At 53.0% G+C, this 14854-nt stretch carries 14 protein-coding genes; 7 read left to right on the top strand and 7 right to left on the bottom strand.

The features are described from left to right. The 3 genes from ABJQ89_RS15300 to ABJQ89_RS15290 all read left to right on the top strand — a co-directional run. Positions 1 to 765 (top strand): FAD-dependent oxidoreductase (locus ABJQ89_RS15300; RefSeq protein WP_348497046.1); only part of this gene is annotated, 765 nt, incomplete at its 5' end. After that, positions 762 to 1337 carry a 16S rRNA (guanine(966)-N(2))-methyltransferase RsmD gene (rsmD, locus tag ABJQ89_RS15295; RefSeq protein WP_348497045.1) on the top strand — a complete coding sequence of 192 codons (576 nt, stop codon included), beginning with the start codon at positions 762 to 764 and terminating at the stop codon, positions 1335 to 1337. The genes ABJQ89_RS15300 and rsmD, both read left to right, overlap by 4 nt. A gap of 35 nt (positions 1338 to 1372) precedes the next feature. Beyond that, the gene (locus tag ABJQ89_RS15290; protein ID WP_348497044.1) at positions 1373 to 2482 is read left to right on the top strand and encodes a hypothetical protein; all 1110 of its coding nucleotides are present in this window, start codon (positions 1373 to 1375) and stop codon (positions 2480 to 2482) included. Positions 2483 to 2550: 68 nt separating this feature from the next. Here ABJQ89_RS15290 and ABJQ89_RS15285 read toward each other — a convergent pair whose 3' ends face one another. The 7 genes from ABJQ89_RS15285 to ABJQ89_RS15255 form a co-directional block, all read right to left on the bottom strand. Then, positions 2551 to 3456, bottom strand: coding sequence for a LysR family transcriptional regulator (locus ABJQ89_RS15285; protein WP_348497043.1), 906 nt, complete (start codon positions 3454 to 3456; stop codon positions 2551 to 2553). A 214-nt stretch (positions 3457 to 3670) separates the two neighbouring features. Next, entirely contained in the window at positions 3671 to 5698 is a 2028-nt protein-coding gene (locus ABJQ89_RS15280; RefSeq protein WP_348497042.1) for an NADPH-dependent 2,4-dienoyl-CoA reductase, read from the bottom strand. Positions 5699 to 5804: 106 nt separating this feature from the next. Then, positions 5805 to 6188 carry a hypothetical protein gene (locus ABJQ89_RS15275; RefSeq protein WP_348497041.1) on the bottom strand — a complete coding sequence of 128 codons (384 nt, stop codon included), beginning with the start codon at positions 6186 to 6188 and terminating at the stop codon, positions 5805 to 5807. Positions 6189 to 6233: 45 nt separating this feature from the next. Beyond that, the gene (locus ABJQ89_RS15270) at positions 6234 to 7007 is read right to left on the bottom strand and encodes a DUF6478 family protein (protein WP_348497040.1); all 774 of its coding nucleotides are present in this window, start codon (positions 7005 to 7007) and stop codon (positions 6234 to 6236) included. 50 nt (positions 7008 to 7057) lie between these two features. Beyond that, positions 7058 to 7843: a hypothetical protein gene (locus ABJQ89_RS15265; protein ID WP_348497039.1), complete on the bottom strand. Its 786-nt coding sequence runs from the start codon at positions 7841 to 7843 to the stop codon at positions 7058 to 7060. Then, the gene (gene ilvD, locus ABJQ89_RS15260; protein WP_348497038.1) at positions 7824 to 9581 is read right to left on the bottom strand and encodes a dihydroxy-acid dehydratase; all 1758 of its coding nucleotides are present in this window, start codon (positions 9579 to 9581) and stop codon (positions 7824 to 7826) included. The genes ABJQ89_RS15265 and ilvD overlap by 20 nt, the downstream gene beginning before the upstream one ends. A 219-nt stretch (positions 9582 to 9800) precedes the next feature. Further along, positions 9801 to 10985, bottom strand: a complete 1185-nt coding sequence (locus ABJQ89_RS15255) for a BCCT family transporter (RefSeq protein ID WP_348497037.1) — start codon at positions 10983 to 10985, stop codon at positions 9801 to 9803. Between the two features lie 240 nt (positions 10986 to 11225). Between ABJQ89_RS15255 and ABJQ89_RS15250 the strand changes: the two genes are divergently transcribed. From ABJQ89_RS15250 to ABJQ89_RS15235, 4 genes are all read left to right on the top strand, one after another. Further along, positions 11226 to 12182 (top strand): fatty acid desaturase family protein, encoded by a 957-nt coding sequence (locus ABJQ89_RS15250; protein ID WP_348497036.1) that lies wholly within the window; start codon positions 11226 to 11228, stop codon positions 12180 to 12182. Between the two features lie 24 nt (positions 12183 to 12206). After that, the gene (locus tag ABJQ89_RS15245; RefSeq protein ID WP_348497035.1) at positions 12207 to 13118 is read left to right on the top strand and encodes a CPBP family intramembrane glutamic endopeptidase; all 912 of its coding nucleotides are present in this window, start codon (positions 12207 to 12209) and stop codon (positions 13116 to 13118) included. A 60-nt stretch (positions 13119 to 13178) separates the two neighbouring features. Then, positions 13179 to 14111, top strand: coding sequence for an acetyl-CoA carboxylase, carboxyltransferase subunit beta (gene accD / locus ABJQ89_RS15240; protein WP_348497034.1), 933 nt, complete (start codon positions 13179 to 13181; stop codon positions 14109 to 14111). A gap of 32 nt (positions 14112 to 14143) precedes the next feature. Then, the coding region (locus tag ABJQ89_RS15235; protein ID WP_348497047.1) for a Mur ligase family protein at positions 14144 to 14854 on the top strand (711 nt) is incomplete at its 3' end.

Below are 14854 nucleotides of genomic sequence, written 5' to 3'. Positions count from 1 at the left end.
GGTGGTGGCTATATCGGACTGGAAGCTGCCGCCGTCGCGCGCAAGCTAGGTGTTGAGGTGACCGTCGTTGAAATGGCGGACCGTATCTTGCAACGGGTCGCGGCGCCGCAAACTTCCGACTTTTTCCGCGCGATGCACACGGAACATGGGGTGAAGATCATCGAAGGCGTCGGCCTTGATCACCTGACTGGGGAAACGCGCGTCGATGGCGCGAAATTGGCAGATGGCACGGAATTGGATGTCGACTTTGTCATTGTCGGTGTGGGTATCACGCCCAATGCAGCGCTTGCCGAAGAAGCAGGGCTCTTGATCGAAAACGGCATCGCGGTTGATGAAAAAGGACGCACATCTGATGCAAACATTTGGTCCGCTGGCGATTGCGCATCGTTTGAGCTACGCGGCGCGCGTCGGCGTTTGGAAAGTGTTCAAAACGCAATTGATCAGGCAGAGGCTGTCGCTGAAAACATGATGGGTGCTGGTAAGACGTACACACCAAAGCCATGGTTTTGGTCGGATCAATATGACGTCAAATTGCAGATCGCTGGTTTGAACATTGGATACGATACGATTGTTGAGCGGCGTGATCCAAACGGCGCGTCTGTATCTTTCTGGTACTATCAGGGGGAAACATTGCTCGCTGTTGATGCGATGAATGATCCGCGCAATTATATGATCGGTAAGCGTTTGATCGAGGCTGGGAAATCGCCTGCTCAAGCTGCAATTGCTGATCCAGACACCGACATGAAGGCGCTGTTAAAAGCGTGAGAATCATAGGTGGAGAATTCCGAGGTCGCGCGCTCGCGTCGGTCGGGAAGGGCGACGCCGCTGCGCATCTACGCCCAACAACGGATCGTGTGCGCGAAAGCCTGTTCAATGTTTTGATGGGTGGTCGCTACGACGATCCCATCAGCGATATGCGTGCGCTCGATCTTTTTGCCGGAACAGGCGCGTTGGGTCTTGAAGCACTGTCGCGCGGCGCAAGCCATGTCACCTTCGTTGAAAATGGCCGCAAATCCCAAAGTCTCATCCGCGAGAATATTGATTTATGCGGGGCGAAAAACCGTACCAAAGTGTTCGGGCGCGATGCGACGCGACTTCCTGCAAACCCATCAGAGCCCTTCGAATTGGTCTTTCTTGATCCACCTTACGGCAAATCAATGGGCGAGGCGGCGCTCAAGTCTGCAATCGCAGGTGGTTGGATAGCCGATGCTGCTTTGATCCTATGGGAAGAGAGTAAGGACATTCTCGCGCCGCAAAGTTGTAGCGTGTTGGAAACACGTCGTTTTGGCAGCACAAACATCAGTTTTTTACGTTGGAATTCAGTTGAATTGCTCTAGTGTCCCTCGAGGCAAATTAATTATTTTCGGATAGTATGTTTTACTCACCTTACTTCGAGCAGTTAAAAACTAAGATCGATGCACTCGGCGGATATCACAATGGCCATCTTCACTTGGGCCGTGTGAACACGTTTGACGATTCTTATCTACAAGCCAGTGACTTACAGGTTTCTCAATCCAGTCATATCTCGCTTCAACAAAAACATGCGTTGATAACCAAGCTCCACGCTTCGCGCGCTTATGATGAAGATGATTATAAACGCCGGATCGCCGAAGGTACGGATGTGATGATCGCATGCGGGACCGCCCGCGCTGATACCGTGGTGGACGTCACCAACGACCGTGTTGGATTGAACGCGTTGAACTGGATGATGGAGCACGCTCAGAGCATCAAAGGTGATCTAAAACTACGCGCTGCGTCTTACAATCCCACTGGGTTCACCGATGCAGACCCTGCGCGTTGGACGTTGTTTGAAGAAGGCGCGAAGTACAGCGATTTCATTGGTGCGTTACCTGAGAAGGATGATCACGACGACTATCCCGATCACATCGGATATGACGAAAGCTGCGCTCGTGTGCTCGACCTATCGCGCCGTTTGGGCAAGATGGTGCAAATCCACACCGATCAGCGCAACGATCCGCGTGAGAACGCAACAGAGCGGTTACTCGACGTTATTCGCCGTGAAGGTCCCGTTGCTGGGGATGATCTCGGTGGGCCAATGGTCTGGGCGGTCCATGTGATTTCTCCGTCGGCCTACGACGAACCGCGCTGGCAGCGTTTGGTTGAGGGTCTGCTTGAATGCAATGTGGGCGTCATTGTCGCGCCATCAGCAGCGCTCGGCATGCGTCAATTGCGTAGCATCAATACCCCAACACATAATTCGATCGCGCGCGTGTTGGATTTGGCTGCTGCTGGAGTGCCTGTGCGTCTTGGCTCAGACAATGTGTGCGATATGTTATCGCCGTCCAGCACCTTGGATTTGATGAGCGAAGTGTTTTGCCTCACGGCTGCCTTGCGGTTCTATCAGATGGATCTCCTTGCAAAGCTGGCGACAGGCACTGCGCTGAACGACGATGATCGCGCGCAGCTGAAAGAACACCTTGATAACGATGCAGCTGAAATCGCAGCAATCACGTCCAGATAGAAAAAGACCCCAATGCGGGAGGAGCATTAGGGTCGTTTGGATCTTGGGAGGTTTGGTCGAGTGTCAGATTACCACTCTGACGGACCCTTAGCTGCGAAAGAGTGCACTAAGAAGTCGATGAATGCGCGAACCTTCGGCTGGGTAAAGCGGCCGGGAGGATAGACCGCGTAGATACCTTGGGTCTCGGTTGGCAATTCTGGGATTGCGTCGACAACGAGACCTTGCTCCATCGCTTCGGAGTAAAGGAAGCTTGGCAGGTAGGCGATGCCAAGACCTGCAATCGCTGCGTTGAGCAAGGATTGACCGTCATTGACGCTCAGCCAACCAGCAGTCCGGATTTGACGTTTCTCACCAGATGGCGCCGTCACCTTCCATACGTTGCCGCTGGATTGGTTAGAGTAATGCAGCAACTTGTGCTCATTCAGATCGTCGATCTTTTCAGGACGGCCATACTTTTCGAAATACGCAGGGGACGCGATCATGCGTTTCGTTGTTTCTGTCAGTTTACGGGCACGCAGAGTGCTGTCTTCCAGCTCTCCAATGCGCACAGCCATATCAAAGCCCTCTGAAATCAACTCAACATAGCGGTTGTTGAGAACCATGTTGACCGTGATGTCAGGGAATTCAGACAGGAAATCACCAAGAACAGGGCTGAGGTGATTAACGCCGAAATCTGTCGCAACAGAGATGCGTAGCAAGCCTGACGGTGCAGATTGCATAGACGTGACAAGCGCATCCGCTTCGCCAGCGTCATTGAGAACGCGGCGAGCACGGTCGTAATAAGCCAAACCAATTTCGGTTGGGCTCACTCGGCGTGTCGTCCGGTTGAGCAAACGCGCACCAAGGCGGGCCTCCAGTGATGAAACGTGCTTGGAAACAGCGGATTTTGAGATCCCCATCTTCTTAGCAGCGTCCGTAAATCCACCTTGGTCCACCACCATGGCGAAGGCTTCCATTTCTGTTAGGCGATCCATATCGTCTACCTTTGCGTTCCTGTTCGAGGATCAGGTATCGCGGCCAATCACGGCGTGAATGGGGCAGTCTCAAGACAATAGAAGGGTTTTGTGACGCATCGTTTGCGGCAAGGAAACAGAAAAACGGGCATTTGCGGTACCTTAGTACCTCAAGTGGGAAAGTGCCTGCCCAATTCCCAGTAAATGCGCGCGCCCGAAGGCGCGCACGAGTAATTTAAAGCGAGGCCGCTAAACGCGTGCCTTGGTTAATCGCGCGTTTGGCATCAAGTTCTGCGGCGACATCCGCACCGCCAATGATATGACAATTCACACCCTTGGCCTCTAACGCATCGGCAAGTGAACGTTCTGGCAGCTGGCCCGCGCATAGCACAATCGTATCGACTTCGATCAGTTCAGGGTTCTCGCGTGCTTCACCATAGCTCACATAAAGCCCGTCTTTTTCGACGCGTTCATAGTTTACGCCGCCAACCATTTTTACGTTTTTCATTTTCAACGCGGCGCGGTGAATCCAGCCTGTCGTTTTGCCAAGACCCTTGCCGTGCTTCGTGGCTTTGCGCTGTAACAGGGTAACTTCACGTGCAGGCGCATGTGGCTGTGGTCCCTCAGGTGCGAGGCCACCAGCCGTCTCAGACGTATCGCCAACGCCCCATTCTTCTTTCCATGCTTCTAGGTTTTCTGTCGGGCTGACACCTTCATGCACGAGCGCTTCCGCTACATCGAAACCGATACCGCCTGCACCGATCACAGCCACACGTTTGCCAACGTCGGCTTTGCCGCGCAACACATCTATATAAGAGAGAACGTTAGGCGCATCTTGTCCGGTAATTGCAGGGTCACGAGGAACGACGCCAGTTGCGATGATGACTTCATCGAAATCGGTCAAATCATTTGCACTGACTTCCGTGTTCAATTGAACATTCACACCGCTTTCAGCAAGCATCACGCGATACCAATCAACCAAGCCCCAGAATTCTTCTTTGCCGGGGACCTGCTTGGCCATGTTGAGCTGACCGCCAACTTCACTATCACGATCAAAGAGCGTCACAGTGTGACCGCGCTCTGCCGCAGTGATTGATGCACTTAAACCCGCAGGACCGGCGCCAACAACGGCGATGCTTTTAACAGCTGTCGTTGCATCAACCGTCAGTTCGGTTTCAAAACAGGCACGCGGATTCACCAAGCAGGAAGTCATCTTGCCGCCAAAAGTGTGGTCAAGGCAGGCTTGGTTACACGCAATGCAAGGTGCGATATGATCGGCCTTATCCTCTATCGCTTTTTGCACGAAGTTCGCATCTGCAAGGAACGGGCGCGCCATCGAAACCATATCAGCAGAGCCACCTGATAGTACCTCTTCAGCGACTTCAGGTGTGTTGATGCGGTTGGATGTAATAACTGGAATGCTAACGCTGCCCATGAGTTTCTTGGTCACCCAAGCAAAGGCTGCGCGCGGCACAGACGTCGCAATCGTTGGAATGCGCGCTTCGTGCCAGCCGATACCTGTGTTGATGATCGTCGCGCCCGCTTTCTCGACTTCTTTCGCGAGCAGGACCACCTCATCAAAGGTAGAGCCGTTTGGAACCAGATCGATCATCGACAGACGGTAGATGATGATGAAGTCCCTACCGACGGCCTCTCGCACACGTTTTACAACTTCAATCGGTAGACGCATCCGGTTTTCATAAGACCCGCCCCAACGATCCGTGCGTTTGTTTGTGTGCGTCACAAGGAACTGGTTCAGGAAATATCCCTCAGAGCCCATGATTTCGACGCCATCATATCCCGCTTGCTGCGCACGTGTCGCGGCGACAATGAAATCGTTGATCTGCTTTTCTATTCCCTCTTCATCCAATTCCTTGGGGGGGAAGGGGGAGATCGGCGATTTTACAGGGCTCGCAGAAACACATTCTGGGCTATAGGCATAACGACCCGCATGCAGGATTTGCATCGCGATCTTACCTCCGGCGTCATGCACGCGGTCCGTGACCACCTTGTGGTTTGCGATGTCGTCATCGCTGAACAAACCTGCCGCGCCGGGAAAAACGCCGCCTTCTTTGCTCGGGGACATGCCACCTGTTACGATAAGACCGACCTCACCACGCGCGCGCTCTGCGTAAAACTCCGCGACGCGGTTCCAGTCCTTGGTCTCTTCAAGGCCGGTGTGCATAGAACCCATCAAGGCGCGGTTCTTCAGTGTGGTGAATCCCAGATCAAGCGGGGCAAGTAGATGCGGATAACGTGTCATTGTAGCCTCCCAAATTTGGGGGCAGATTGCGCGCGCCGCGAGGGCATGTCACCCTAAACGCAACGTCAATTCGTTTACGTAACGCTTGGTTACGTCAATCTTGACTTTAACCCTCAGAGGTTTCGACGCAGTGGTGGCGGAACGCCCGCTTGAGAAGGTCCAACTCAGCGCGCAGCAAAGCAACTTCCGAACGGATATCATCCGTAACAGCATCGCCCGCAATAATCGTGAAGCTGTCCAGCGTTTCGCCAGTTTCCTTGTCGAAGATCAGAAATGTCTGTGCGCCATCGCCAATCAATTCGACAGGGATAGGAATGCGCAAATGCCATTGACCGAATTCACCCGTTTCCGTCAGGGTCAGTTCACTAAGCGCTTTCTCCAAATGGGTGACACCCAAATCTGGTTGGCGCACCGTGTCTTCGTGTGACGTAAGCACACCTTCCCAAACTCCCTCAAACAGGCGTGTTTTGCTCAATTCAAAGGCGCTCATGTCGTGGCTCTTTCTATCTGTGTCTCAAGTATTTCTAGGTGCGGATTACACATCTGCACGTGGTCTGCGGCTGAGTGTTAGATCACGAATAGTCACTTGGTTCATTTGAGGATTTTCAAAGATCAGATCAATCCACATGCTATCAACACGTTTTTCGTTTAACTTCGTATAGGCCAAATCGAATTCCACCATCGGTGTTTTTTCGTGAAGCGGAAGCTCCCGTACGACTTGCTCTGTATTTGGACCGTTCTTAATGTTGAGCCGCGCAAAAATTTCGAGCGGTTTTTCCATTTCGATAATGGGTTCCATACGGATCAGATGCTTGCGGCGCAGGCCCTCAACACTCGCTTTAGGGCAATCGATAACAATCGACAGAAAAGAGCCGTCAAATTTGAAAACGTCCATGCGCAGCCCATAGGGCGCAAGGTCTGCTTCCCGCGTGTTGCGCAGCTGGCGCAAGGAAAGCTCTGATAGCTTGCAATCGTGATGCAACGATAGCTCGTTCCCGAGAACCGATTTGCTTGGGACAGAGGCCATGCCATGAACTGGCAATGGGCCGGTCCATGCTTCGGGACGCCAAGCCCAATCCGTATCGTGGGATTTTTGGATGGCTTGGCTACCAATCGCAGGTAAGGCCAATCTGTTGTCAGCGACGTGCACAAAGTGGTTGAGATGAACGAGCATGCGACGTGCATTGCTGCGCTGCTTGCGCAGCGTTGAAATAGGCGTCGTACGCGCGGCATCTGCGATGCGCGCCCAATTGCCGAGCGTTCGCTTGAACAAAAGCTTGCTCAGCACAGTAGATCGTTTCGCCGTCATGGTATTCTATTACCTATTCGCAAACTGCTCTTTTGGTTACTTTAACCAAATTAAGAGCGATTTAACAAACGGGCAATGAAGCCACCGGTGCCTTTTTTTGCGGTATCAACCGTGTCGGGTCCTGCAATTTCGCGCACAGCCTTGGGTTGATCGTCCTCATCTGTTTGGGATGTGTTCAGACCGAGCAACGAACCGCGGGTCGCCGACAGTCCACGTGCGAGCGACGTAAGCAGCGTTGCCCCTTTGTTGCCGGTCAATTCAGAACCTTCCGGCGCGAAGAGGCCGAAGAGCACCAAACGTGTGTCCAGCATTGTTGCGCCGCGCCAATGGGTTGGATCTGCAGGACCGAAAGCTTCATCGCCGCCTGTGGCCACTTTGATCAGAGCAAGGTTGCCCTGCTGTGTTTGCTGTAGAACTTTATGCGGCGTGACCGCCTGTGCCAAATCTTGTGGGCGAGGGTTCGTCGCCGTTGCACCACCACGCGGCGAAATACTGACGCTCATCACGGCGGCATCGGTGCCAGAGCCCTTACCATCAAGCGCAGTACAGGTAGACAACATCGCCGAGCTGCCATTCAGACCATTCTGAATGGAGGTTTCGTCGATGCAATACCCTTTGGGCGCTTTCAGTTTGATACTACCGCGCGCAAAAGTTGTTTGAGTGGTTTTCGGAATAGCCGGAGAGGTCTGAGCGGCATTTGCCGCTTCAGAACTAACCTTTGGAGCAAAGGAAAGACCTTCGCCATCTGAACATGCGCTAAGCGCTACACAACATACGAGAGCAAAGCCCGAGATGCGGGCTTTGCTTGTGTTGAGATCACAGATCCCAATACTCATGTTTCTCTGCCTTACCGCCCGGATGCGTGACCGCACCTTTGTAGATTTCACCAACTTGCTGTGCGTACTTCCACAAAGCACCAGACGCGTAAATCGTTTCGCGTGGACCAGCCCAAGCTTCGCGGCGCTTGGCCATATCTTCATCAGACACATCAACGCTCAGCTCACCTTTGATCGCGTCCAGTGTTATGACATCACCCTCTTTCAGCAGAGCAATCGGACCACCGTGCGCGGCTTCTGGGCCAACGTGGCCAACGCAGAAACCGCGTGTCGCGCCAGAGAAACGACCGTCGGTGATGAGCGCCACTTTGAGGCCCATACCTTGACCAGAAAGCGCAGCAGTCGTCGCCAGCATTTCTCGCATGCCGGGGCCACCTGAGGGACCCTCATTGCGGATCACAAACACGTCGCCTTCGTTGTAAGCGCGCTCTTGCACTGCCTCAAATGCGTCTTGCTCGCATTCAAAGATACGTGCAGGGCCGACAAAACGTTGATGTTGCGCAGCCATACCAGCCACTTTCACAATCGCACCTTCTGGGGCCAGGTTACCCTTAAGGCCGACAACGCCGCCTGTTTTGGTCAGCGGTTGATCAACTGGGTAAACCACGCGGCCATCGGCCTTAAGGTTAAACTTGTCTAGTTCTTCGCCCATGGAATAACCCGTCGCGGTCATGCAATCCTCATGGAGCAGACCTGCACGACGCAGCTCGTTCAGAACTACAGGAACACCGCCTGCTTCATAAAGGTCTTTCGCAACATACTTACCGCCCGGTTTCAGATCGACGAAGTAAGGCGTGTCGCGGAAGATGTCGCAGACGTCTTCGAGGTAGAAATCGATACCCGCTTCATGCGCCATCGCAGGAAGGTGCAGACCCGCGTTCGTAGAACCACCTGTACAAGCAACAACGCGCGCTGCGTTTTCAAACGCTTCACGTGTACAAATGTCGCGCGCACGGATGTTCTTGGCGATCAAGTTCATCACCGCTTCGCCAGAAGCTTTCGCGTATTCATCGCGGCTTTCGTATGGGGCAGGGGCACCAGAGGACGCTGGCAGCGCCAGACCGATTGCCTCAGACACACAGGCCATTGTGTTGGCCGTGAACTGACCACCGCAGGCACCCGCGGATGGGCAAGCAACGCGCTCAAGAATGGCGAGCTCGGCTTCGGTCATTGTGCCACCTTGCTGGTGGCCAACCGCCTCAAACATATCCTGAACCGTCAAATCGCGTGTTGCGAAGCTTTCTGGAACTTGCGCACCTGCGGGCACTTTACCCGGAAGGATAGAACCACCGTAAAGGAAGACAGAGGGCACATTGAGGCGGATCATTGCCATCATCATGCCGGGCAGGGATTTGTCACACCCAGCAAGGCCGACAAGCGCGTCATAGCAGTGACCGCGCATGGTCAGCTCAACGGTGTCAGCAATCGCTTCACGGGATGCAAGCGACGAACGCATGCCCTCATGGCCCATCGCGATGCCGTCGGTGACGGTGATCGTCGTGAACTCGCGCGGCGTACCTGCGGCGGCTTTGACACCCATCTTCGCGGCTTGCGCCTGACGGTTCAAAGAGATGTTACAAGGCGCAGCTTCATTCCAGCACGTCGCGACACCAACGAGCGGTTGGTGAATTTCTTCCTCGGACATGCCCATGGCATAATAGTAAGACCGATGCGGCGCGCGCGCCGGACCTTCGGTCACGTGACGGCTGGGCAGTTTGCTTTTGTCGAATTTAGTCATGGCTTGCTCCCAAGGAATGCGTTGGAGTGTGGATAAATCAGCAGGGGCAAGGCCGCAAGGCGCAACGTGATCTGCTTTCTTGGTAAATTTGGTGCGAGGTCCTTGTCGGGTGAACAACTTTTCTAAGGCCGTCGCTACTCAAGAACGCTGGAACAGTGTTCGCTTGATACAAAAAGGGCCCCGCCTGACGTGTCTGGTGGGGCCCTTTTTTTAGTTTAGTTATTCTGCAGCAATTTCTGGATTGCCGTCCAGATTGGACAACTTATCGCGTTTGACAAAGAACATATATGCTAATGCGAGAAGGTAGATCAGGATCACGACAGTGCCGACCCATTGGATTTGCAGCCATTGGCTTTGAAACAACAGCGTTAACACAAACAAACCAATTGCATTGGCCAGAACATAAGACGTTGTGCCAAACCGTTCGGTCGTCAAGTTCAGGTTGTCCGTGTAGAGGCGGATAAGTGAATCAAATGAGTTGATCACGAATACGATCCCTACAATTGTCATTGCCCAGTTAGGCAGGCCTGCAGTCCCGATGCCATTGAGGTGGTAGAAGTACAGAACTGAGAACCACAGCGCCAATGGAATGGATGGGAACACGAGCAGCGCTGCAAGCAGTTGCCATGTTTTCAATCCGCCGACGAAACGGCTGACAAACTGACCGATCATGATGGACCAAGCGAACCACCAGAACAGGTAGAATTCGTGGTAGTCGGTGAGCGGTAGAATGAACTTATGGATGTTCGCGAAATAGCCGCCGATGTTGCTAGATGTTGATGCTAGATCGCCGAGACCCATGCCCGCGTTGATGAACATGTAAAGGATCAGCACGAAGAACAGCACAGTTGAGCTCACAGACAGCAGTTTGACGAACTTCAGATCTGTTGAGCTGAATGCTGCGATCAAGATGACCAAAAAGCAGATCAAATAGAAAACCGGCAAAATGGTCTCACCATCACCGACTTCGGCAATGTAGTAAGGCATGTAGATTAGGAACAACGCACCTGTGAATGCGCAAGTTGTGATGATCACAAGGTTGTTCAAAAACTTAACTGCTGGAATCTTGAAGAAACCGACACGCGGTTCAATTGCGCAGAAATAGAACGTCGTGAGAAAGTAGAACGCCCAGATCAAAAAGCCCCAAAACCCAAACTCAAGCGCGAGTGGGTTGGTAAAGCCATAAGCGGGCTCGGTTGCGGTATCCGCATAAAGCGGAAAGTCAAACGCGAGCGGGAACATGATCAGACCTACGTCCAAGCCAGATGTGAACAAGATCGCGATGAAAGTGAAAAGCGGTACAGGCGTTACACCTGTGAGTGGCAAGTTCCACCATTTGATGGCGCATATGGCGACAAGCGCAAATGCGAGAATAACTCCGAAAGAAATTATTGAAGTTAACATTTCGTCCCTCCTTATTGTTTTTTTATCTTGTACAGTTCGCAAGCACTTCTTCCAATGATGCATCTTTCGAAACGACGAATTTGGCCTGAGAGCGACGAATTCGGCCGGAATTGGGTTCAAATCGGGTGTAGTTTGGCGATGCGCCGATCTCCAAAACTGATTATGTGCCAGTCTAGCAGTTGTTTTTGTGACACCGCGTAAGATTTGACAGAATCCAAGTTTCGCGGCGAAACTGATTGCATGACACCTGGAAAGAGCTTTTTCACCTCTGAAGAAATTCGCCCACTTGCTGCGCGCTCAGACGCGTGGGGGTATTGGTTGATTGCCCATTGTTGGGGCGTGATCATTCTGGCCTTGGCGTTGTTTGCTTATATGCCGAATGTACTGACCTTCTTCCTCGCGGTGATCTTGATTGGTTCGCGTCAGCTTGGCCTTGCCATCTTGATGCACGAAACCGCCCACGCGGCGTTGTTCAAGACAAAGGCGATCAACGAGTTTGTTGGCGAATGGCTCTGCGGGCGCCCGCTTTTGGCGGATATGAAGGAATATCGTTCTTATCATTTGAAACATCATCGCTACACGCAGACGGAAAATGATCCCGATCTGGTGCTCTCTGCGCCATTCCCAACGACCAAAGCCTCAATGAAGCGCAAATTGATCCGCGATATCACAGGGCAAACGGGGTATCGCCAGCGCAGCCAACAGATCATGTTTGCTTTCAAAATGGCAGGCGAAGTGGAAGAAGAGCCGAGCACTGAGGAATTGGCGCAAGCTTTTGCAGGCTCTGCCTTGGGGCGCGCCGCGATTGCGAATGCGGTGCTATTCGTAGCGATGTGGGCTTTCGGAGCGTGGTGGTGGTGGTTTGCGTTTTGGGCGCTGCCCTTGTTGACGTGGTATCAACTGGTTCTGCGCATTCGTAATATCGCGGAGCACGGCGTAGTCGAGAAATCCGATGATCCGCTACGCAATGTGCGCACGACCAAGGCGGGGCCATTGATGCGCCTCATCCTCGCGCCTTACTACGTGAACTATCATCTCGAACATCACTTGCTAATGCATGTTCCATGTCATCGTTTACCCAAATTGCACGCGCTGATGTTGGAGCGGGGACATCAAGATAAGATGCAAATTGGGCAAAGCTATTGGCAGGTCATGCGACTTGCGGCCTCTAAAGGGACAATCGCCCCTAGCGCCTAGAGAACTGCATGCCTAAATAGGGATATGCTCAAAACGCTCCTCTCTTTTGATTACACTGCGCACGAACGTTTTGTTGCGCCTGCTCGTGAGAAATCCGAGGTGTGGCGCTTAGTGCTTGGGCTTTGCCTTGTTGTGGCAATTGTTTGGATCGGTGGGCCGCTGATTTGGGAATTGTTGTCCTATGGGCTGAGCGAAGAGGACTATCTCGCGCTCGCAAATGATTTCACGACGCTTGTGCTGCCGCAAAGTGTGCTTTTGCTGCTTTATTCTTTTGGCTTGGTCTGGCTTGCAGTCGCGACGGTAACTTTGACGATGCACAAACGTCGGCCTGAAACGCTGCTCGGATCACCGACGATTGCATGGATGCAGGCCAAATTCGTCTTTGTGGCATTGCTTTTGTTGATGTTGGCGCTGCTGGTCTTGCCGCCCTATCAAAGCGATCCGCCTCTGATCAGAGGTTTGGAATTTGGGCATTGGCTCGCGCTTTTGACGCCAGCTTTGATTGCTCTGTTCATCCAGACCAGCGCAGAAGAAGTGTTGTTCCGCGGATATATGCAACAACAGCTTGCTGCGAGATTTAACAGCCCGCAAGTTTGGATGTTGATCCCTTCGGCGCTGTTTGGCCTCGCGCACTATGCTCCAGGCAGCTATGGGGGCAATGCATGGCTCGTTGTGATTTGGGCGGGTGTTTTCGGGCTTATTGCGGCGGATTTAACGGCGCGTTCTGGTACGCTTGGCCCTGCGATTGCGCTGCACTTCGTTACGAATATCTCTGCTCTGTTGTTGATCGCACCCCAAGGCGAAATGTCTGGTCTTGCGCTTTATCAATATCCGTTTTCTGCCGCGGATGAGGCGGAATTGCGTGCGATGTTGCCTTTCGACTTTGCAATTATGCTGGTCTGTTGGCTTGCCGCGCGTCTTGCGCTCAGGCGTTGATTGCAATTAACGCCGAGGCACTTTATCTGGCACTAAAGATTAACGCGAAAAGGCTCTGCAATGAACTGGATCAGCAATTACGTTCGCCCACGTATCAATTCGATTTTCTCTCGTCGTGAGACGCCTGAAAACCTTTGGTCAAAATGCGATGAATGCGGCACGATGCTGTTTCACCGTGAGCTAAGTGGCAACTTGAACGTATGTACTTCATGTGGGCATCACATGGCGATCACAGCGCGCGATCGGTTTGAAGCCTTGTTTGATGGCGGCGTTTTCACAGAAATCGACGTGCCAGAACCCATCACCGATCCTTTGCAGTTTCGTGATCAAAAGAAATACCCAGAACGCATGAAGGCAGCCCAAAAGAAGACGGGTGAAAAAGATGCGATGTTGGTGGCGGAAGGCGAAATCGGACGCACACCTATTATCGCGGCCTGTCAGGACTTTTCCTTCATGGGCGGATCTATGGGGATGTATGTCGGTAACGCGATTGTCGCCGCCGCTGAACGTGCGATTGAAGTTGGCAAGCCATTGGTGCTGTTTTCCGCGGCGGGTGGCGCGCGTATGCAAGAGGGTATTTTGAGCCTGATGCAAATGCCGCGCTCTACGGTTGCGGTGCAAATGCTGAAAGAAGCTGGCCTACCTTACATCGTAGTCCTAACGCACCCAACGACGGGTGGTGTGACGGCCTCCTATGCGATGCTTGGCGATGTTCAGATCGCGGAACCTAATGCTTTGATCGGTTTTGCAGGACAACGTGTGATCCAGCAAACGATTGGCGAGAAGCTTCCTGAAGGGTTTCAGCGCGCTGAATATCTGCTCGAGCATGGCATGCTGGATCGCGTGACGCCGCGCACCGAGATGAAAGAAGAGCTGGTCTCTATCATTCGTATGTTGATGCAAATGCCGCCTCCCGTGATGGGGGATTTGCCTAAGCCATCTGAGCATCCAGAACTTCCTGTGGCTCAGGTAGAAGCGGACGCGAAGGCGTGAACGCAGTAAAGTCCGACGTCATTCTAGAACGAATGATGGCGCTTCATCCTAAGGTCATGGATCTGGTCCTTGATCGGGTTGAGCGTTTGCTTGCTGCTTTGGACAATCCAGAGAAAAAATTGCCACGCGTTGTTCATATCGCGGGAACAAACGGCAAGGGCAGCACGCAAGCCATGCTGCGCGCGGGGATTGAAGGGGGCGGGAAAACGGCCCATGCCTACACTTCACCGCATCTTGCACGGTTTCACGAACGTATTCGTCTCGCGGGGGAACTGATTTCAGAAGAGTACCTCACTGAGGTTCTTGATGAATGCTACGCAGCCAATGGCGGCGAGAGTATTACCTATTTCGAAATCACTACATGCGCTGCTCTTTTGGCGTTTTCGCGCAAAGCGGCGGATTTTACGCTGCTCGAGGTTGGTCTTGGTGGTCGGTTGGATGCAACGAATGTCGTTGATCAACCTGCGGTGACGGTCATTACGCCAGTCTCCATCGATCATCAGCAATTCTTGGGCGAAACGCTCCCGGAAATTGCGGCCGAAAAAGCGGGTATCATCAAACGCGGTGTGCCTTGTGTCGTTGGTCCGCAAGCGGATGAAGCGCTTGAAGTGATCGAGGCGCGCGCCAATCGTTTGGGTGCACCGCTGATGGTTTATGGCCAACATTGGCATGTTTGGATCGAACGAGAACGCCTCATTTATCAAGATGGTTTGGGTCTGTTCGATTTGCCTAAGCCTGCCTTG

This window comes from Planktotalea sp., assembly GCF_039984035.1.
Classification (GTDB): Bacteria; Pseudomonadota; Alphaproteobacteria; order Rhodobacterales; family Rhodobacteraceae; genus Planktotalea.
Note: the sequence above shows the minus strand (reverse complement) of the source record. Positions and strands in the feature narration are given on the sequence as shown.